Origin of the sequence: Bacillus cereus, assembly GCF_002564555.1 — a bacterium.
GTDB classification, from domain to species: domain Bacteria; phylum Bacillota; class Bacilli; order Bacillales; family Bacillaceae_G; genus Bacillus_A; species Bacillus_A cereus_K.
This window is the reverse complement of record NZ_NUVD01000017.1, coordinates 96247-115682: the sequence shown is the minus strand read 5'-3', so window position 1 is coordinate 115682 and position 19436 is coordinate 96247. Positions and strand designations below refer to the sequence as shown.

Sequence of the window (19436 nt, the reverse complement as noted above, 5' to 3'; positions counted from 1 at the left end):
AATAGGGATTTTTGTTTACAACAGTTCATAATTTGTTCAAATTAATTCCAGCAAAAGGGTTGATTTATACATATTACTAGATTATAATAATTATAAATTAGTAATCGATATAACATAACAACTCAAAGGGAGATTGATCATAATGAATAAACAAGTAATCGAAGTATTAAACAAACAAGTAGCAGACTGGAGCGTTTTATTCACAAAACTACACAACTTCCACTGGTATGTAAAAGGACCTCAATTCTTCACATTACACGAGAAATTCGAAGAACTTTACACAGAATCAGCTACTCACATCGATGAAATTGCAGAACGTATTTTAGCAATTGGCGGTAAACCAGTAGGAACAATGAAAGAATACTTAGAACTATCTTCTATTCAAGAAGCAGCTTACGGAGAAACTGCAGAAGGGATGGTCGAAGCAATCATGAAAGACTACGAAATGATGCTAGGCGAACTGAAAAAAGGCATGGAAATCGCTCAAAATTCTGATGACGAAATGACATCTGACCTACTACTAGGCATCTACACAGAACTAGAAAAACACGCTTGGATGCTACGTGCGTTCTTGAATCAATAATAGACTTAAATGCGGAAGCGGCTCGTTCAGAATCGCAGGGCATTGGAGCTCTCGACCTTGAAGCGCTTTTTGCTTCGAGCGAGAGAGCGAAATGACCGGAGATTCTAGCCGCTGAAGCTAGATAATATTTAAAAGCGGAAGCGGCTCACACAGAGTCGCTTTTTTCTATTGGTTGTTCCCGTATGACGGTACATGAAATTATATCAACGATTTTTCAAATATATCGATCACAACTCGCAATATATCAACGATTCGACAAAGAATATCGATTTACCAACAAATAACGACAATAATAGCGTCCCTCTCCCCTACTTTTATCAATATATTACAATCCCTTTTATGTTAAAATATAGGAAACACCCTTTAGTAATTAGATCCAAAAAGCTTTTCCAAATTCATCATTTACTACTTAAATGACGGGAGTGGTTCAGTTGAAAGACTACTTAATTAGAGCATTTTTTGCGTTAATAACAGTTGGGATTGTCTTACTTATAGCTACTATTTTCAATATACGTGTCGAGGTTAAAGACTATGCTTTCCTCGTTGTTGTAGCAGTTGGTGGCGGCTGGGGTGGCTGGTACCTGTATAAAAAACAAAGTAATCAAAATGATAAAGGCATTCCAAAGTAATACGGAATGCCTTATTTTTAATGCCGTCTATAATAAATAATGAAATTCAAACCGCTAATACAGCCAATCGCTATAAACATACAAAATGATTGTCCATCTCCACCGAGATTATACTCATCAACAATAAACCCAGACATAAACAGTGTTATCGCCGAAACACCGATACATAATATCGAAATAAACCAAAGCGAAAACTCATTAATTAACTCTTTCTTCTGTCTTAAAACAATTAGCAAAACAAGAATAGTTGCAGCTAAAATACTTTTAAAAACAGGTCGTAAATATACAAACTCCTCCATCTATTTCTCCTTTTCAAAAAAACATTACATCTCAACATTAACATATTTAACCAAATTAAAAACACATGCCATTTTCAATTAAAACGACATGTGTTTCCGCAAATCTCTATAAAATTGTATTATGATAGTTGCTTCCACTTTGTTCCCAAAACAGGACGCTCATAATTTTGGATTTCATGAATTAATTCATCTGCCGTCTCAGCTGAAACGATCAACTCTTTATTTGATGGATTCATAAACCCTTCATCCGCAGCACGTTCAACCATTTGTAAAATCGGTCCGTAAAAGTCTTTAATGTTTAATAAACCAACTGGCTTATTATGTATACCAATTTGTGACCAACATACAACTTCAAATAATTCTTCAAACGTTCCATATCCGCCTGGTAGTGCAATGAAAGCATCTGCAAGCTCTGCCATTTTTGCTTTACGCTCATGCATCGTCTCTACTTCAATTAGTTCTGTTAATCCTGTATGTACAATTTCTCCTCGGAATAAACCGCGCGGCATAACCCCTGTCACACGCCCGCCTAAACGAAGAACTTCATTCGCTACTTCTCCCATTAATCCAACGCATGAACCACCGTATACAAGCTCATAGTCGTTCTCAACAAACATTTTCCCTAGCTGGATTGCCTGCTCTTTAAACTCTGGTCTCTCCCCTAAATTTGAACCTGCAAACACACAAATCTTTCTCATTCCTACACCCCAAAACTATATATTGTCATGATACAATTGATATTGTACAACATATTGAGGGGATGAGAAAGAAATGGATATCGTTGCATTTCAAAGATGGGTTGAGGAATTTTACGAAAAACGAAGCTGGTCACAGCATAACTCCTTTATTCGCTTAAATTTCTTAACTGAGGAAGTTGGGGAAGTTTCACGCGTTGTTCGCGCAATTGAAATCGGCCGTGATCGTCCTGATGAAGACGCGAAAACAGAAGAAGAGCTAAAACAAGAACTAAAAGAAGAACTTGGTGATGTACTATCTAACCTTATTATTCTTTCGCAAAAATATGATTTAGACCTGCAAGACATTATGGACACACACGTCACAAAGCTTTCAAAAAGGTTCGAGGTATCCAAATGAGAATATTATCAATTATGGTATAATATTCTTGTCACAATATAAGGGGGATTTTATGTTATCTAAAAAATTGCACGACGCACTAAACGATCAAATGAACTTTGAATTCTATTCCGCTCATGCTTATATGGCAATGGCTGCTTACTGTACAGCAGAAAGCTATGATGGATTCGCTAACTTTTTCCTTGTACAAGCTGAAGAAGAGCGTTTCCACGCAATGAAACTTTACAACTACATTAATGACCGCGGCGAGCGCGCTATTATTACTGGATTTGATAATCCTAACAACGAATACGAATCTGTACTGAACGCTTTTGAAGTGGCACTTGAGCACGAGCGTGAAGTAACGAAACGTATTTACAACTTATCTGATATCGCTTGGGATGAGCGTGAACACGCAACAATTACATTTTTAAAATGGTTCGTTGACGAGCAAGTAGAAGAAGAAGCTTCATTCGATAGCATCATCCAAAAGTTAAAACGTATTACAAGCGATTCAAATGCGCTATTTATGTTAGATGCTGAATTAGAGAAACGTACATTTACGCCTCCAGCTGAATAAAAAAAAGCAATGAGCCCGCGCTCATTGCTTTTCTTTATTTATTAAAGCATAACCCCAACGATAATCGCTGATAATATACTTACTAACGTTGCACCGTATACAAGTTTTAGTCCGAATGATGATACAACATTTGCTTGTTTGCCATCGATACTCTTCGTTGCACCTGCGATAATTCCGATAGATGAGAAGTTCGCAAATGATACAAGGAAGATTGATAAAATACCTACTGTACGAGTTGATAACTCACCAGCTACTTTGCCTAAATCAAGCATCGCAACAAATTCGTTTGTTACTAATTTCGTTGCCATAATTTGTCCTGCTGTTAGCATCTCTGATGTTGGAATACCCATTATGAATGCTAATGGTGAGAAGATGTAACCTAAAATGCTTTGGAATGTGATTCCGAAAATAGAATCGAATACACCGTTAATTGCTGTAATTAATGCTACGAAACCGATTAACATCGCCGCTACTGTTACAGCGATAGAGAAACCAAGCATAATATATTCGCCTAACATTTCAAAGAATGTTTGTTTCTTATCTTCTTGTAATTCTAAAATATCGTCTTCTTCTTTCACATCATATGGATTAATGATATGAACGATAATGAATCCACTGAATAAGTTTAGTACAAGTGCTGTTACTACATATTTTGGATCAATCATTTTCATATAAGAACCGACGATTGACATCGATACTGTTGACATTGAAGATGCACATAGTGTGTATAAACGATTTTTCGGTAATTTGCTTAATTGATCTTTTACTGTAATGAATACTTCACCTTGACCAACAATTGCAGCTGCTACCGCATTATATGATTCTAGTTTTCCTAAACCGTTAATTTTACTTAATACGAAACCGACTGCACGAATGATAATCGGTAAAATTTTAATATGTTGCAGAATCCCGATTAATACTGCTAAGAAAATAATTGGTAATAATACTGTTAAGAAGAATGGTGCTTGTCCATCATTCGCTAAACCACCAAATACGAAATTAACCCCAGCTTCCGCAAATTTTAAAATAGCGCCAAACCCATCTGCAATCCCTTTTACTAATACAAATCCGATCTTTGTATTTAATAAGAAATACGCAAGTACCAATTGAATAACAAGCATAAGTGCAATTGGTTTATATTTAATTTTCTTACGATCTGAACTTATAAGGAAACCTAGTACAAACACTACAAGTAAACCGACTAGAAACATTACTATTTTCATATGTGAATCCTCCACTTCTCCCACGAGTTATCGGTCGTATAACGAATGACGTCTGACCATTGATGTTAAAAAAATTTAAAACCCCTAAATACTATTCCACTGTTATCTAAAATCAGTAAGCGTTTACATAAATTGCAATTTATAAAAGGTAGCTTCTTCTCTCCTACCATAATCGAAAGTCTGAAATTGATACCACCTACAAATCAAATTGTAAGCGTTATCTAACCGAAATGCAATATAAATTTTAAAAGATTTTTATATGTTAATATATTCCTACTTAATTGGTTTTTTCATGAAAATTTACCATAAAAAATAGTCCTAGCTTGGAGCTAGGACCATCCTTTTTATCCCGCATTAACGGGCAGTAAGACCCCACCTCAAAATTCAGCGAAAACAAAGAAGTTAGGTGGGGAATCAACTGCCCGTAAAAGCCCGATTGGTGAAGGCTAATAATCAGTGGGGGATGAAGAAAACCCCCACTGATTAAAGTTTCACTTTATAACATAACACCAACGATAATCGCTGATAAAAGACTTACTAATGTCGCACCGTACACAAGGCGTAAACCGAATGATGATACAACATTTGATTGGTTTTCATCGATACCTTTCGTTGCACCTGCGATAATTCCGATAGATGAGAAGTTCGCAAATGATACAAGGAATACAGAAAGAATACCGACTGTACGAGCTGATAACTCACCAGCTAATTTCCCAAGATCAAGCATTGCAACAAACTCGTTTGATACTAATTTTGTTGCCATAATTTGTCCCGCTGTTACCATCTCTGATTGCGGAATTCCCATTACGAATGCTAATGGTGAGAAAATATATCCTAAAATAGCTTGGAATGTAATACCGAACACTGAATCAAACAAGCTATTGATTGCTGTAATTAATGCTACGAAACCAAGTAACATTGCTGCTACTGTTATCGCGATTGTGAAACCGAGCATAATATATTCGCTCAGCATTTCAAAGAATGATTGTTTCTTCTTATTTTCTAACTGCAGTGTATCTTCTTCTTCTGTAATATCGTACGGATTAATAATATGAATGATAATGAAACCACTAAATAAATTTAATACAAGTGCTGTTACTACATATTTCGGTTCGATCATTTTCATATAAGAACCAACAATTGACATCGACACTGTCGACATGGAAGATGCACATAATGTATATAAACGATGTTTTGGGATTTTACTTAATTGATCTTTTACTGTAATAAATACTTCTGCTTGTCCAACAATTGCAGCCGCTACTGCATTATATGATTCTAATTTCCCTAAACCATTTACTTTACTTAACAAAGTACCAATAGCACGAATAAATATCGGTAAAATTTTAAAGTGTTGCAGAATTCCAATTAAAACGGCAAAGAATACGATTGGTAATAAAGCTGTTAAGAAGAATGAAACCTCTCCTTTATTAACAAGGCCACCAAATACGAAAACGATTCCAGATTCCGCATATCCAAGAAGTGCTCCAAATCCATCTGAAATTCCTTTTACTAAAATATAGCCAATTGGCGTATTTAATAAGAAATACGTTAACGCTAGCTGAATAACAAGCATGATTGCGATTGGTTTATACTTAATCTTCTTACGATCAGAACTTATAAGAAAACCTAGTGCGAATACAACGAGTAATCCTACAAGAAACATAACAAACTTCATGAATAAAATCCTCCATTTAACTCTTCATTAACGTTGAACGTCTGACCACTCGAAATAAGAAATAATCCGAACTTTCCACTTCTCCTCAAAAACCATTGATTAGATGGAAAAGATCATAAAACCTCTTGTCTCAAAGGCATTTTCCATTCTAACATAAATCACAACTCATATCTGCACTTTCCTTTAAAAAATTACATTTTATTATAAAACCTTCATTAATGTTCGTCTTTTTCATTATGTAATAAAAAAAATGAGCATCAAGTTTCACTTGATGCTCATCTCATTATACCGCTTTTTCTTTCTCCGCTACTGGCTTATCCCAACACTCTGTATTGTTCAATCCTGGAATAGACTCCGCATAAAAGACTGGATCTTTTCCTTGTTTCTTTTGCTTCACATAATCTGATAGTGCCGCGAAAGCATACTTAGAAAGGAATACAATCGCAACTAAGTTAATAACAGCCATAATACCCATGAATAAATCTGCTAAGTCCCAAACGATTTGAATCGTTGCTACAGAACCTAACATAACCATACCAAGTACAGCAATTCGATAAACATTTAGTAACACTTTACTTCCATTTAAGAATTCAATATTTGTTTCACCATAGTAGTAGTTACCTACTAGTGAACTAAATGCAAATAAGAAGATTGCAACTGCTACAAATATAGATGCCCATGGTCCAATGTGTTGACTTAACGCTTGTTGCGTTAATTGAATTCCATTTAAATCAGCTGCACCAGGTACATCAGATAATAAAATGATGAATGCTGTACAACTACAAATTAATAATGTATCTGTAAATACCCCTAAAGTTTGAATGAAACCTTGTTTAACTGGGTGCGTTACGTTTGCAGTCGCTGCTGCGTTCGGCGCACTACCCATACCAGCTTCATTTGAGAATAATCCACGTTTTACTCCTAGTAAAATCGCAGCTCCTAATCCCCCACCCACTACTTCTTTAATTCCGAAAGCATGTAAGAAAATCTCTTTAAATACATGCGGAATTGCCGTAATGTTTGTTACAACAACGAATAATGCAACTGCTACATATATAATTGCCATTACTGGAACAATCATTTCAACTGCACGTGCAATTCGCTTAACCCCGCCGAAAATAATGATTGCAAGTAAACCAGCCATAACAACACCAACAAGTCTGCCATCTGTTTTAAATGCCTCATCAAAGGCTGCCGCTACAGTATTTGATTGTACAGCATTAAAAATTAATCCGAAGCTAACTGTTATTAGAACAGAGAAAATAATACCTAACCAGCGTTTCTTTAAACCCTTTTCCATATAATACGCTGGGCCCCCACGGAATGTATTCCCATCTTTTACTTTATAAATTTGTGCTAACGTGCTCTCTACAAATGCAGAAGCACCCCCAATTACCGCGATTAACCACATCCAAAATACAGCTCCAGGTCCTCCCATGGAAATTGCAATAGCTACACCAGCTAAGTTACCAGTACCTACACGAGAAGCTGTACTCATACAAAATGCTTGGAATGATGATACACCACTTTTTTCTTTTTGCGCTTTTCTTGTCTTTGAACTCGCCCCATCCCCAAGCAAGCGAATCATTTCACCGAAGTAACGAATTTGGACAAATTTCACACGAAATGAAAAGTAAAGTCCTAACCCAATTAACATCGCAATAATGATATATGACCAAAGGACATTATTTATATCCCCAATTACATTAGTTAAAAAATCCATAATTGTATTGCCCCCTATTCCTTACAATAAGAAAATTATATTCTAAAAACTTTTAGCAATCAAGAATTTCCGACAAAAATGTAAGTTTTTTTAACATAACCATGTCACAATTCCTTACATGCGTGTTTTTCACATCATTTATTACAACAAAAAAAGAGCATCGAATTCATCTCGATGCTCTTTTTTCATTACACAGCTTTTTCTTTATCCACTACCACTGACTTATCCCAACACTCTGTGTTCGTTAAGCCAGGAATAGAATCTGCACTGAAAACTGGATCTTTCCCTTGTTTCTTTTGTCTTACATAGTCTGCCAACGCAGCATACGCAAATCGGCCAAGAAACGTAATCGCAATTAAGTTTGTAATTACCATTAGCCCCATAAATAAGTCTGCCATACTCCATACGACTTTAAGTGTCGCGACAGAACCGAATAATACCATTGCCACTACCGCAATACGGTAAATTGTTAACCAAGTTTTACTTTGTTTAATGAATTCAATATTCGTTTCACCATAATAGTAGTTTCCTAGAAGTGAACTGAAAGCAAATAAGAAAATGATGATCGCTAAGAAGCTACTTGCCCATGAACCGATTTGTGAACTTAACGCCACTTGCGTTAATTCAATACCTTCTAAATTTGTTGCCTTATATGCACCAGAACATAGTACGATAAACGCTGTTGATGTACATACTAAGAATGTATCTACTAAAACTCCAATTGTTTGAATAAACCCTTGTTTCGCTGGATGTGTTACATCCGCTGTTGCTGCCGCGTTTGGCGCACTACCCATACCTGCTTCATTCGCAAATAATCCGCGCTGAATACCATATTTCATCGCAGCACCAATACCGCCACCTACAGCTGAATCTAAACCAAATGCACCTTTAAAGATTTCTGTAAACATGTCCGGTATTAAATAATAATTTTTAATAACAACGAAAATAGCTACTGCAATATAAAGAAGTGCCATTGGTGGAACAATCATTTCTGACATACGCGCAATACTTTTCACGCCACCAAAAATAATAACCGCTACTAATACCGCTAATACGATTCCAACAACATAACGCTCAATACCAAATGCATTTTCAAATGCTAATGTAACTGTATTTGCTTGTACTGAGTTGAAAATTAAACCGTAACTAATTGTGATTAGAATAGAGAACCAAATCCCCATCCAACGTTTATTTAAACCTTTTTCCATATAATAAGCAGGACCACCACGGAAGCCACTGCCATCTTTTATTTTATAAATTTGCGCAAGCGTACTTTCTACGAAACTTGAAGACGCCCCGATAATCGCAATCACCCACATCCAAAATACAGCTCCGGGTCCTCCCATAGAAATAGCTAACGCTACGCCAGCTAAGTTCCCGATCCCAATACGAGCTGCTGAACTCATACAGAAAGCTTGGAATGATGATACGCTTCCTTTTTTACGTGTCTTACCAGTTAACCCATCACTCATTAGTCGAACCATTTCCCCTAAATGAGTAATTTGTACGAATTTCAATTTAATAGAAAAATAAAGACCTAAACCAATTAACATTGCAATAAGAACATACGACCAAAGAATTGTATTCGTTGATGAAACGAATTGTTCTAAAATATTCATACAATTAACCCCCTCCTTTTATTCATAAAACGAATTATATTTAAAAAATATTTAAAAATCAACATTTTTCGACAATTTTCCCTTTTCCAAATACTAGGGGTTTTGTAGATCAACTATGTTTTTTATGACTTACGTTTCCTCAACTACACATACTAAAACAAAAAATAAATTCACAAACAACCCCATTGACAAAAATATCAACCTGTAACTATAATGATTACAACAAGTTGTAACAAACCCAATTACAATACATTCATTTACTTTCAGATATACACTTTAATAAAACACTTTGGAGGGATTCATTATGAAAATCGGAATTATCGGAGCAACTGGTAAAGCAGGAAGTCGTATTTTAAAAGAGGCATTAGATCGTGGACATGAAGTAACTGCAATCGTAAGAAACGCTGCAAAAATTACAGAAGAAAACGTAAAAGTTTTAGAGAAAGATGTATTCTCTCTTACATCTAACGACCTAGGGGCATTTGATGTAGTTGTAAATGCATTCGGTGCTCCAGCAGGACAGGAACATCTTCATGTAGATGCAGGAAATGTACTAATTGAAGCTATGAAAGGTGCACCTAATACGAAATTACTTGTAGTCGGCGGCGCTGGTAGCTTATTTGTAGACGAAGAGAAAACAACACGTGTATTTGATACACCAGGATTCCCAAATGAATACCTTGCAACTGCTCAAAACCAAGGTAAAAACTTAGAAATTCTAAAGCAAACAAACGATATCACTTGGACATTCATCAGCCCTTCTGCACTATTCGCATTAGGAAAACGTACTGGCTCTTATACAGCTGGTAAAGACAATCTTCTTGTTAACTCAAAAGGCGATAGCTACGTAAGTTACGAAGACTTCGCAGTAGCAGCACTTGATGAAATCGAAACTCCAAAACATGTAAACGAACGCTTCACAGTAGTTTCTGAAGCTGAGTAATAAAAAAGCTCGTAAACATAGTGTTTACGAGTTTTTTTCATCATCTGTTATATTGATTCGGTTTATGTGGTTCATTTGGTGTATAAGGTTTATTTGGTTTATTATCATGACCATTTGCTTTTTTCCAACTTACCGCTAACTCCGGACTTGTTTTCTCTTCACTACGCTCAAGTAACACAACCGCATTTTGAATCGTCGGTGTTCCTTTATGCGCAATTCCTTGTAATTTCGTCAAATTGCCTGATACTTTAAAGCTAAATCCACCCGCTGGCGTTTGTTTCGGAATTAAAATGCGGAATTTCTCTCCCACATTAAATTCGGCTTTCGCTTCACCTTTTTCATTTACAAACTTCACGCCTTCTGGTGCACCTGTTGCTTGTACTTTATATGTTCCGCTTTTCGCGTTTGTTTGTACAGTATATAAACCTGTTTCAAAAAACTCATCTTTTAATACAGCTACTTGTTCTTCTGTAGGCGTTACACTCATCGTAATTTCTTGTAACTCTTCACTAGCATTGGCTTTCTCAACTATGTCTTTCGTGACTTTTTCTACATTTTTATTACGGAAATCTAAATCATTAATATCAATTTGTTTTAACGCATTCCACACTGCAAGCTGCGTTGCGTAATGTGCATCTCTCCAATCAGAAACGCCTAATTCTTGCGGGCTCTTCTGTGGATATCCGTTTAATAGTACGCGATACACGTTAATATCTACTTTGCCCATTTCCGGTAAGTCTTGGCCGCTTGGCGATTTCAAATCTACATTTAAGCAAAAAGCAATTTTGCCATCGGCTGTTTTAATAAGCTCTGTTCGAATCGGTTTTTTCTTTGACTTACTATAACTCCAATTCATTTCATACTTCGTGTGATCCATAACTTCTGCGGATGCCTTTTGAAGTGGGAATAATAAGTTCGCAAATACAAATAAAACACTCAAAAAAGCTGCCATTAGCTTGAACGATCGTTTTATATTCATGTCTACAACCCCTTATAAAATAACAAATTTACTACTCTTTATTATTTAGTAAGAAATGTTTTTTATGCATAGACAAAATAAAAAAGAGTGCAAACTGTTTGCACTTTGCACTCTTCTCTCTCCACTATAAACTTAGAAATCAAAGTTATCAGGATCTGGACCAACGCGGTGATTTTCGTTTAACGCATCGATTTTTTCCATATCTTCTTTTGTTAATTCAAAATTAAATACATCAGCGTTTGCAATAATGCGGTGTTCTTTCGTTGATTTTGGAATTGTGATTACTCCATTTTGCAGATCCCAACGTAAAATAACTTGCGCTGTCGTTTTACCATGTTTCTCAGCAATTGCTTGTAATGTTTCGTTATCTAATAATTGACCTTGCATAAGTGGTGACCATGCTTCCATTTGAATACCTTGTTCTTTACAGAAAGCTTGTAATTCTTTTTGTGTTAAACGAGGGTGGTATTCTACTTGGTTAATCATCGGCTTAATTTCCGCATCTTTCATTACATCTTGTAAGTGATGGATTTGGAAGTTACTTACACCAATCGCACGTACGCGCTTTTCTTTATAAAGTGTTTCTAGCGCTCTCCATGTATCTTTATATTTTCCTTCTACAGGCCAGTGAACAAGATATAGATCTAAATAATCTAGTTCTAATTTTTTTAAGCTTTCTTCATATGCAGCAAGTGTCGTTTCATACCCTTGATCTGCATTCCACACTTTTGAAGTGATAAATAAATCTTCTCTTGAAATAGCAGTTGCTTCAATACCTGCACGGATTCCTTCACCTACAGCTTTTTCATTCCCATAAATTGCAGCTGTATCGATGCTGCGGTATCCAGCTTTAATCGCCGACTTTACAGCCTCTACAAGTTCTGGTCCATCTTCTACTTTAAATACACCTAAGCCGAACCAAGGCATTCCTACACCGTTATGCAATGTTGTTGTACGTTGTAAATTTTTCATTATATTTTCTCTCCTTTATTTTGTTTGATCTCTTTTTTCTAATGCCATACTCCACGCTGTTAAAATAACAGCACCTACTACCATGATGCCGCCTACCCAAGCTGTATGAAGTAAACCTAACGAGTTCGTTACAATACCGCCCAAATAAGCACCAAGAGCAATCCCTGCGTTAAATGCGGCAATATTCATTGCTGATGCTACATCGACAGCACTCGGCACAAATCGTTCAGCTAATATAACGACATATACTTGTAATCCAGGAACATTCATAAATGCGAATAGTCCCATGAAAATAATCGTAATGAGCCCTGCTACTTTAAATGGTGCTGTAAATGTTAGTACGAACAATACAATCGCTTGAATGAAAAACATATAAAATAATGCTCGAATTGGATTATGATTTGATAACTTACCACCAACCATATTCCCTATCGCAATTGCAATCCCGTATACTAACAAAATGATAGTAACAGTACTTGCTTCAAATCCTGTTACTTCTTGTAATAGTGGTGATAAATACGTAAATGTTACGAATGTTCCGCCATACCCTAATGCAGTAATAATGAAAACAAGTAATAGTCTTCCATTCGTGATAAGTTTAAATTGATCACGAAATGATACTCGTGTACCCTTTTTTAAATTAGATGGAATTAGCATACTGTTTGAGATTAAGGCAACGATTCCAATTACCACAATTACCATAAACGATGCTCTCCAGCCAAATTGTTGACCAATAAAAGTTCCAATTGGTACACCTGTAATCGTCGCCACAGTTAAACCAGTAAACATAAAAGCAATTGCGCTAGCTCGTTTATTCTCTGGTACAAGTGCAGCTGCAATTGTGGATCCGATTGACATAAAAACGCCGTGTGCGAAAGCAGATACAACCCTCGCGATAAGTAACACAGTGAAACTTGTTGCCACAGCCGCAATTCCATTACCGATAATGAAAATAATCATAATCCACATTAATAACGTCTTTCGCGACATACTAGCTGTTAACGACGTTAACACTGGCGCACCAAACGCTACCCCTAACGCATATAAAGAAACGGTTAAACCCGCTGTTGTAACAGAAACATGTAAATCTTCCGAAATAGATGGTAATAAACCAATACTTATAAATTCAGTCGTTCCTATTCCAAATGCACTAATCGCTAGTGCTAACAAAGCGAACATACTCCTTCTATTCGTCTCTGTTGCTGAAGAAGCTACTGTATATGAACTCAATTGAATTCCTCCTTATTACAAGAAATCCAATCATAATAGTGCGATAAAAAGGCCCTTTTATCTTCTAAAAAATATATTTACTCTCTACAAATGCTATTATGAATGGTTTCATTCCTTTTTGAAAGAACGTACTTTAAAGTACGATAGGCACTAAAAAGTAACATAGGCACTTTTTAGTACCGTACTACTCATTTGCCTCTTACGTATGCTATTATGAAACATATTCAACATGATAAAAAGTACGTACTTTAAAGTGCTATAGGCACTAAAAAGTAACATTTACATTATTTAGCTTCTTTCGTTGAAAAATTGAAATCCATATTCATCAAAGGAGATTTTCATATGAAGAAATACAATATTCCGGTAGAGGCAACTTTAGAGGTCATCGGTGGAAAATGGAAAGTCGTTATTCTTTGCCACTTACAGAAAGGGACTAAGAGAACGAGTGAACTAAAACGTTTAATGCCTGGTATTACGCAAAAAATGTTAACTCAGCAATTACGCGAGTTAGAAGTAGACGGGGTTATTCAAAGAAAAATATACAACCAAGTACCACCAAAAGTAGAATATTCCCTTACTGACTACGGATGTTCATTAGAATCGATTCTTGATTCTCTTTGCACTTGGGGCGAATGCCATCTTGAAAAAAGCGGTAACTCATCGATGCTCATTACAGAGGCTGAACAATAAGAAAAAGGAAAAAAAGAACAGTAATTTGTTCATTTTTCCCTTTTTTTCTTTATATATATGTACATTTCGAGCTGAAACAAAATATTTTATGCGCTTTCACGCCTTGTCAGTACTAGGTTATACGTTTAATATCAAATAATTAGGAATCATTTTTATGTTAACATAGGTGTATATAGTATATAATATAGGATATATATTATATACACTTTCCGATAAGGGAGCTTTTCCATTATGCGGACAAGCCATGTATTGGACAGTTCATAAATAATAGGTAAGACGTTATGGTTTTAGATTTATGATTTCAGCATATTTGCTGCCATAAATTTAAAGGCATTTTATTGTGTTTTGTGAAACTTTGTATAAAGTTTCGTAAACGTTTACTATCTTACTTATAAAAAATAAGAGTATTGCTATCGTAAAGGAGAATTGGAGATGCCAGAAACTATGACTCAAACAAAGCCAGAACAAGAAACTGTACAAATTTCTGCTAGCCAAGGACAACTTGATGTACTTGATCAGTTGTTAAAACCTGAGGTACAAGAATCATTAACTACACTAGTAGAACAGCTTCCAAAATTAACTGAGCTTGTTAACATTTTAACTAAATCTTATGACTTCGCTCAAACTGTTGCTACTGATGAAGTACTAAAAAGCGACACTGTTGGTGCAATCACAGAGCTTGTAGAACCTGTAAAAGATACAGTAAAAAGCATGGCTGCAACTGCAATCGAAGCGAAAGATCGTGCTGACGAAAGCACTGAAGTTATCGGCCTATTCGGTCTGTTAAAATTACTAAAAGACCCACAAGCACAAAAAATGTTCCGCTTTGTGAACGCATATCTTCAAATTAGTGCAGAACGTAACAATAAATAATTAAAATTATAACAACAATTAGTAAAGACGGGGGATATCATACTATGTCAAAACAAATTGTCATCTTAGGCGCTGGTTATGGCGGTCTTCTTGCCGCTTTAAACGTACGTAAATACTACAGCAAATCAGAAGCACAAGTTACAGTGATTAACCAATACCCAACACACCAAATCATCACTGAACTACACCGCCTTGCAGCTGGTAACGTTGCTGAGCAAGCAATTGCAATGCCACTTACAAAGCTTTTCAAAGGTAAAGACATCGATCTTAAAATTGCAACAGTTGAGTCATTCTCTGTTGATAGCAAAGAAATCAAACTAGCTGGTGGCACTACTTTATCTTACGATGCACTTGTAGTTGCTTTAGGAAGTAAAACTGCTTACTTCGGTATTCCAGGACTAGAAGAAAACAGCATGGTATTAAAATCTGCTGCTGATGCAAACAAAATCTACAAACACGTTGAAGACCGTATTCGTGAATACGCGAAAACGAAAAACGAAGCTGATGCTACAATCGTAATCGGTGGTGGCGGATTAACTGGCGTTGAGCTAGTTGGTGAGCTTGCTGACATTATGCCTAAACTTGCAAAAAGCCACGGCGTAAATCCAAAAGAAGTTAAACTTCTTCTTGTTGAAGCAGGTCCAAAAATTCTTCCAGTATTACCAGACCACTTAATCGAACGTGCAACTACTAGCTTAGAAGCACGCGGTGTTACATTCTTAACTGGTCTTCCTGTAACAAACGTTGCTGGCAATGAAATCGACTTAAAAGACGGTCAAAAACTTGTTGCTAACACATTCGTTTGGACAGGCGGCGTACAAGGTAACCCATTAATCGGTGAATCAGGTCTTGAAGTAAACCGTGGTCGTGCAACAGTTGATGCATACCTACAATCTACTTCTCACAAAGACGTATTCGTTGCTGGAGACAGCGCTGTTGTCTTCGCTCCAGACGGACGTCCATACCCACCAACTGCACAGATCGCTTGGCAAATGGGTGAGTTAATTGGATACAACTTATACGCAGCACTAGAAGGCAAAGCATTCGAAGAGTTCGCACCTGTTAACTCTGGAACACTTGCTAGTCTAGGACGTAAAGATGCTGTTGCTACAATCGGAGCAAGCAATACTCCACTTAAAGGCCTACCAGCATCATTAATGAAAGAAGCAAGTAACGTTCGTTACTTATCACACATTAAAGGTCTATTCAGCTTAGCTTACTAATCTGAATATAAGCCCGAATCATGCCCTGCATGATTCGGGCTATTTTTATCCGTAATTGTCTCTACTTACTTGTATTCGGCAGAAGAATAATATAATCCTTTTAATTATCGAAATATACTGACTTTTTTACAGAAATTATATATGAAAAGAGTGGAAATAGATGAATTCCACTCTTTCACAAAAACTATTATCCCAATTTCACTAAACTGTAGTTCTTCTTCCCTTTACGGATAATAATAAATCTTCCATCAAATGAATTTTCTACAGTCACATCCGTAGCTACATCCGTTACTTTTTCACCATTCATAGAAATTGCACCGTTATTAATATCCTCACGTGCTTGTCTTCTAGATGGTTCAATTCCTAAATCAACTAACCACTCTACAATATTTTTCTTCTCTTTTGAAGAATCGAATGTCGGCATTTCTTTAAAGCCTTGTTCAATTTCATCAGCTGTTAGCGATTTAATATCTCCGCTAAATAACGCTGCTGTAATTTTTACAGCTTGCAGGAATGCTTCTTCTCCATGAACGAATTTCGTCATTTCTTCCGCTAATACTTTTTGCGCTTCACGTTTATGAGGCTCTGTTTCTACCTTCGCTGCCAATTCATCTATGCGTTCTTTCGTTAAGAACGTAAAGTATTTCAAGTATTTAACTACATCACGATCATCCGTATTCACCCAGAACTGGTAGAATTCAAACGGTGTCGTTTTTTCAGGATCAAGCCAAACCGCACCGCCTGCTGATTTACCAAATTTCGTACCATCTGATTTTAATAATAACGGAATTGTTAATCCGAATACTTTCGCCTCATGTCCTTCTAGCTTACGAATTAAATCTAAACCGCTCGTAATATTCCCCCATTGGTCACTACCACCAATTTGCAGTTGGACATCTTCTTTCGTGTATAAATGATGGAAATCCATCGCTTGCAAAATTTGGTACGTGAATTCCGTGAAAGAGATCCCCGTATCTAAACGACTTGCTACAATATCTTTCGCTAACATGCTATTAATACTAAAGTTTTTGCCGTAATCACGTAAAAACTCAATAATGTTTATTTCATGTGTCCAGTCGTAGTTATTTACCATCTTCACTTCGCTATTCCCACCGAAATCAAATAGCTTTTTCATTTGCGCTGTTAACGCATCCACATTATGCTGTACTACTTCTAACGTTTGCAGTTGACGCTCTGATTGACGTCCACTTGGGTCACCAATTGTTCCTGTTGCCCCGCCAATTAAAATAACAGGATGATGGCCAGCTAACTGGAATCTCTTCATCATCATAAACGGAATCAAATGTCCGATATGCATACTATCACCAGTCGGATCAACTCCGCAGTATAGTGAAATCTTTTTCTCTTCTACTAACTTACGTAAACCTTCTTCATCTGTCTGCTGATTCACAGCGCCGCGCCACTCTAATTCATCAATGATATTCATCTTATTTCATCCCCTTTATTTTTTAAAAACAAAAAAGCCCCTATGTCTACGATAGACATAGGGACGATTATTCACCGTGTTACCACCCAGTTTGTATAAATAGCATAGCTATTCATACCACTCTTAGCAATAATATCGATTGCTAATCCGCTTAGCGTTACCTAAGATACTCCAGAGTGTAATTCACAAGTTTGTTTGTGCTAGGTTCCAGCACCCCTAGCTCTCTTTGATAACAGTGACAAACTGCTACTGGGCTCTTTCAACGTATATTATATGTTAAATTACTAGTCATTATATTGAATTGCAAACAAATTGTCAACAATACCTAAATATTATTTTGAAATAATTCACATCTTCATACGTATTTCTTTATTCTTTATTCTTTATCTTCTCCAATAATCCTTACTTCTCTCTCTAACTTCACACCGAATTTCTCTTCAACTGTTTTTTGTACGAAATGAATTAAATCGATGTAATCTTGTGCCGTTCCGTTATCAACATTCACCATAAATCCAGCATGTTTTGTTGAAACTTCTACACCACCGATTCGTTTTCCTTGTAGTCCTGATTCTTGAATTAACTTACCAGCAAAGTTATTTGGTGGGCGCTTAAATACGCTACCACACGAAGGGTATTCTAGAGGCTGTTTTGACTCACGTTTATACGTTAAATCATCCATTTTTTCTTTGATTTCTTCACGCACACCGTCTTCAAGTTCAAACTTCGCTTCAAGAATAATGTAATGATTGTTCGCAAATATACTCTTACGATATCCAAATTCAAATTCATCTTTCGTTAAAGTGCATAAATCTCCATCACCCGTCATTACAACAGCTTCCGTTAATACAAACGCTACTTCACCACCGTATGCACCAGCGTTCATATATAATGCTCCACCAACTGAACCTGGAATACCACAAGCAAACTCAAGACCTGTTAAATTGTGATCTAATGCAATTCGTGATACATCAATAATTGCTGCACCACACCCCGCTACAATCGTCGTTCCTGTTACAGTAACACCTGTAATATGAATTAAACTTACTGTAATCCCGCGAATACCACCATCTTTAATAATGACATTCGATCCATTTCCTAAAAACGTAACTGGAATCTTATATTGATTCGCATACTTGATAACTTCTTGAATTTCATCATAATTTGTAGGCGCAACGAACACATCTGCTTTTCCGCCAACTTTAATATGCGTATGATTCTTTAACATTTCATCTTGCTTCACATGACCTTCAGGCAATACCGTACTTAAATATTTATAAACCTCTTGCATATTCATTTTACGATTCCTCTATTTCTATAATCTTTTTATCCCGTTATACGGGCCCATAATATCCCCACATACATAAACCTAAAGTGGTAGATACAGTGTACCTAAAATCAATTCGAGACACCTATAAACCTCTTAAATTATAAGAGGTGCCACTCATATTAAAATATATATTGCATAATAAAGCAACCCAAATAGGCCACTAAACTTGACATGTCATCAGAAAGACAACAATTTGTAAAATATATGCCTTATACAAAGCACTATCCCTCAGTATCTTACTATACCATACGAAAATAAAGTGGTATTTTTTTGTAATCTTTACTTTATTTTCTTTAACAAAAAAAGAGCACATCCAACAACAGAATGCGCTCTTTTTATACTCG

General features: G+C 36.2%; 19 protein-coding genes and 1 other annotated feature. Of the genes, 8 read left to right on the top strand and 11 right to left on the bottom strand.

The window, feature by feature from the left end; all coding sequences use genetic code 11:
- Positions 1–142: 142 nt before the first annotated feature.
- Both COI75_RS09510 and COI75_RS09505 read left to right on the top strand, forming a co-directional pair.
- On the top strand, positions 143–583 hold the full coding sequence (locus COI75_RS09510; RefSeq protein WP_001041899.1) for a Dps family protein: 441 nt from the start codon (positions 143–145) through the stop codon (positions 581–583).
- A gap of 431 nt (positions 584–1014) precedes the next feature.
- Positions 1015–1212 carry a hypothetical protein gene (locus COI75_RS09505; RefSeq protein ID WP_000656336.1) on the top strand — a complete coding sequence of 66 codons (198 nt, stop codon included), beginning with the start codon at positions 1015–1017 and terminating at the stop codon, positions 1210–1212.
- 17 nt (positions 1213–1229) lie between these two features.
- On the opposite strand, the gene COI75_RS09500 is transcribed toward COI75_RS09505, so the two are convergent.
- Entirely contained in the window at positions 1230–1511 is a 282-nt protein-coding gene (locus tag COI75_RS09500) for a hypothetical protein (protein WP_000390922.1), read from the bottom strand.
- 119 nt (positions 1512–1630) lie between these two features.
- A complete protein-coding gene (locus COI75_RS09495) occupies positions 1631–2194 on the bottom strand; it encodes a TIGR00730 family Rossman fold protein (RefSeq protein ID WP_002095161.1) in 564 nt (187 codons plus the stop codon).
- Between the two features lie 88 nt (positions 2195–2282).
- Here COI75_RS09495 and COI75_RS09490 point away from each other — a divergent pair, with 88 nt between their 5' ends.
- Together COI75_RS09490 and COI75_RS09485 are read left to right on the top strand one after the other, a co-directional pair.
- Positions 2283–2606 (top strand): MazG nucleotide pyrophosphohydrolase domain-containing protein, encoded by a 324-nt coding sequence (locus tag COI75_RS09490; RefSeq protein ID WP_000355740.1) that lies wholly within the window; start codon positions 2283–2285, stop codon positions 2604–2606.
- 52 nt (positions 2607–2658) lie between these two features.
- A complete protein-coding gene (locus COI75_RS09485) occupies positions 2659–3165 on the top strand; it encodes a ferritin (RefSeq protein WP_000949392.1) in 507 nt (168 codons plus the stop codon).
- 41 nt (positions 3166–3206) lie between these two features.
- On the opposite strand, the gene COI75_RS09480 is transcribed toward COI75_RS09485, so the two are convergent.
- The 4 genes from COI75_RS09480 to COI75_RS09465 form a co-directional block, all read right to left on the bottom strand.
- Positions 3207–4388: a NupC/NupG family nucleoside CNT transporter gene (locus COI75_RS09480; protein ID WP_000706844.1), complete on the bottom strand. Its 1182-nt coding sequence runs from the start codon at positions 4386–4388 to the stop codon at positions 3207–3209.
- Positions 4389–4884: 496 nt separating this feature from the next.
- Positions 4885–6066, bottom strand: coding sequence for a NupC/NupG family nucleoside CNT transporter (locus COI75_RS09475; protein ID WP_000673836.1), 1182 nt, complete (start codon positions 6064–6066; stop codon positions 4885–4887).
- A 283-nt stretch (positions 6067–6349) separates the two neighbouring features.
- On the bottom strand, positions 6350–7789 hold the full coding sequence (locus tag COI75_RS09470) for an alanine/glycine:cation symporter family protein (RefSeq protein ID WP_000346987.1): 1440 nt from the start codon (positions 7787–7789) through the stop codon (positions 6350–6352).
- Positions 7790–7977: 188 nt separating this feature from the next.
- Positions 7978–9408 carry an alanine/glycine:cation symporter family protein gene (locus COI75_RS09465; protein ID WP_001022957.1) on the bottom strand — a complete coding sequence of 477 codons (1431 nt, stop codon included), beginning with the start codon at positions 9406–9408 and terminating at the stop codon, positions 7978–7980.
- 304 nt (positions 9409–9712) lie between these two features.
- On the opposite strand from COI75_RS09465, the gene COI75_RS09460 reads away from it, so the two are divergent.
- Positions 9713–10351 carry an NAD(P)-dependent oxidoreductase gene (locus COI75_RS09460; protein ID WP_000689889.1) on the top strand — a complete coding sequence of 213 codons (639 nt, stop codon included), beginning with the start codon at positions 9713–9715 and terminating at the stop codon, positions 10349–10351.
- Between the two features lie 40 nt (positions 10352–10391).
- Here the strand turns inward: COI75_RS09460 and COI75_RS09455 are convergent, their stop codons facing one another.
- The 3 genes from COI75_RS09455 to COI75_RS09445 form a co-directional block, all read right to left on the bottom strand.
- Positions 10392–11330 carry a thioester domain-containing protein gene (locus COI75_RS09455; RefSeq protein ID WP_001022615.1) on the bottom strand — a complete coding sequence of 313 codons (939 nt, stop codon included), beginning with the start codon at positions 11328–11330 and terminating at the stop codon, positions 10392–10394.
- 132 nt (positions 11331–11462) lie between these two features.
- Positions 11463–12302, bottom strand: coding sequence for an aldo/keto reductase (locus tag COI75_RS09450; RefSeq protein ID WP_000793524.1), 840 nt, complete (start codon positions 12300–12302; stop codon positions 11463–11465).
- A 15-nt stretch (positions 12303–12317) separates the two neighbouring features.
- Positions 12318–13481, bottom strand: a complete 1164-nt coding sequence (locus COI75_RS09445; protein ID WP_176535578.1) for an MFS transporter — start codon at positions 13479–13481, stop codon at positions 12318–12320.
- A 393-nt stretch (positions 13482–13874) separates the two neighbouring features.
- On the opposite strand from COI75_RS09445, the gene COI75_RS09440 reads away from it, so the two are divergent.
- From COI75_RS09440 to COI75_RS09430, 3 genes are all read left to right on the top strand, one after another.
- Positions 13875–14222, top strand: coding sequence for a winged helix-turn-helix transcriptional regulator (locus COI75_RS09440; RefSeq protein WP_000760466.1), 348 nt, complete (start codon positions 13875–13877; stop codon positions 14220–14222).
- Between the two features lie 432 nt (positions 14223–14654).
- Positions 14655–15095 carry a DUF1641 domain-containing protein gene (locus tag COI75_RS09435; protein ID WP_001115310.1) on the top strand — a complete coding sequence of 147 codons (441 nt, stop codon included), beginning with the start codon at positions 14655–14657 and terminating at the stop codon, positions 15093–15095.
- A 44-nt stretch (positions 15096–15139) separates the two neighbouring features.
- Complete coding sequence (locus COI75_RS09430) at positions 15140–16318, top strand: NAD(P)/FAD-dependent oxidoreductase (RefSeq protein WP_000043194.1); 1179 nt, start codon at positions 15140–15142, stop codon at positions 16316–16318.
- 187 nt (positions 16319–16505) lie between these two features.
- Here COI75_RS09430 and tyrS read toward each other — a convergent pair whose 3' ends face one another.
- Positions 16506–17765, bottom strand: coding sequence for a tyrosine--tRNA ligase (gene tyrS, locus COI75_RS09425; RefSeq protein ID WP_001021103.1), 1260 nt, complete (start codon positions 17763–17765; stop codon positions 16506–16508).
- A 56-nt stretch (positions 17766–17821) separates the two neighbouring features.
- Positions 17822–18037: a binding site (T-box leader), on the bottom strand.
- Between the two features lie 104 nt (positions 18038–18141).
- A complete protein-coding gene (gene murB / locus COI75_RS09420) occupies positions 18142–19059 on the bottom strand; it encodes a UDP-N-acetylmuramate dehydrogenase (RefSeq protein ID WP_001057108.1) in 918 nt (305 codons plus the stop codon).
- Positions 19060–19436 lie beyond the last annotated feature (377 nt).

Excerpts from the sequence above, each read along its gene's own strand:
- COI75_RS09445 (WP_176535578.1), bottom strand. The coding sequence starts at position 13,481 with ATGTTCGCTTTGTTAGCACTAGCGATTAGTGCATTTGGAATAGGAACG.
- murB (WP_001057108.1), bottom strand. The coding sequence starts at position 19,059 with ATGAATATGCAAGAGGTTTATAAATATTTAAGTACGGTATTGCCTGAA.
- COI75_RS09435 (WP_001115310.1), top strand. The coding sequence starts at position 14,655 with ATGCCAGAAACTATGACTCAAACAAAGCCAGAACAAGAAACTGTACAA.
- COI75_RS09430 (WP_000043194.1), top strand. The coding sequence starts at position 15,140 with ATGTCAAAACAAATTGTCATCTTAGGCGCTGGTTATGGCGGTCTTCTT.
- COI75_RS09465 (WP_001022957.1), bottom strand. The coding sequence starts at position 9,408 with ATGAATATTTTAGAACAATTCGTTTCATCAACGAATACAATTCTTTGG.
- COI75_RS09500 (WP_000390922.1), bottom strand. The coding sequence starts at position 1,511 with ATGGAGGAGTTTGTATATTTACGACCTGTTTTTAAAAGTATTTTAGCT.
- COI75_RS09460 (WP_000689889.1), top strand. The coding sequence starts at position 9,713 with ATGAAAATCGGAATTATCGGAGCAACTGGTAAAGCAGGAAGTCGTATT.
- COI75_RS09490 (WP_000355740.1), top strand. The coding sequence starts at position 2,283 with ATGGATATCGTTGCATTTCAAAGATGGGTTGAGGAATTTTACGAAAAA.
- COI75_RS09440 (WP_000760466.1), top strand. The coding sequence starts at position 13,875 with ATGAAGAAATACAATATTCCGGTAGAGGCAACTTTAGAGGTCATCGGT.
- tyrS (WP_001021103.1), bottom strand. The coding sequence starts at position 17,765 with ATGAATATCATTGATGAATTAGAGTGGCGCGGCGCTGTGAATCAGCAG.
- COI75_RS09485 (WP_000949392.1), top strand. The coding sequence starts at position 2,659 with ATGTTATCTAAAAAATTGCACGACGCACTAAACGATCAAATGAACTTT.
- COI75_RS09470 (WP_000346987.1), bottom strand. The coding sequence starts at position 7,789 with ATGGATTTTTTAACTAATGTAATTGGGGATATAAATAATGTCCTTTGG.
- COI75_RS09510 (WP_001041899.1), top strand. The coding sequence starts at position 143 with ATGAATAAACAAGTAATCGAAGTATTAAACAAACAAGTAGCAGACTGG.
- COI75_RS09450 (WP_000793524.1), bottom strand. The coding sequence starts at position 12,302 with ATGAAAAATTTACAACGTACAACAACATTGCATAACGGTGTAGGAATG.
- COI75_RS09480 (WP_000706844.1), bottom strand. The coding sequence starts at position 4,388 with ATGAAAATAGTAATGTTTCTAGTCGGTTTACTTGTAGTGTTTGTACTA.
- COI75_RS09455 (WP_001022615.1), bottom strand. The coding sequence starts at position 11,330 with ATGAATATAAAACGATCGTTCAAGCTAATGGCAGCTTTTTTGAGTGTT.
- COI75_RS09475 (WP_000673836.1), bottom strand. The coding sequence starts at position 6,066 with ATGAAGTTTGTTATGTTTCTTGTAGGATTACTCGTTGTATTCGCACTA.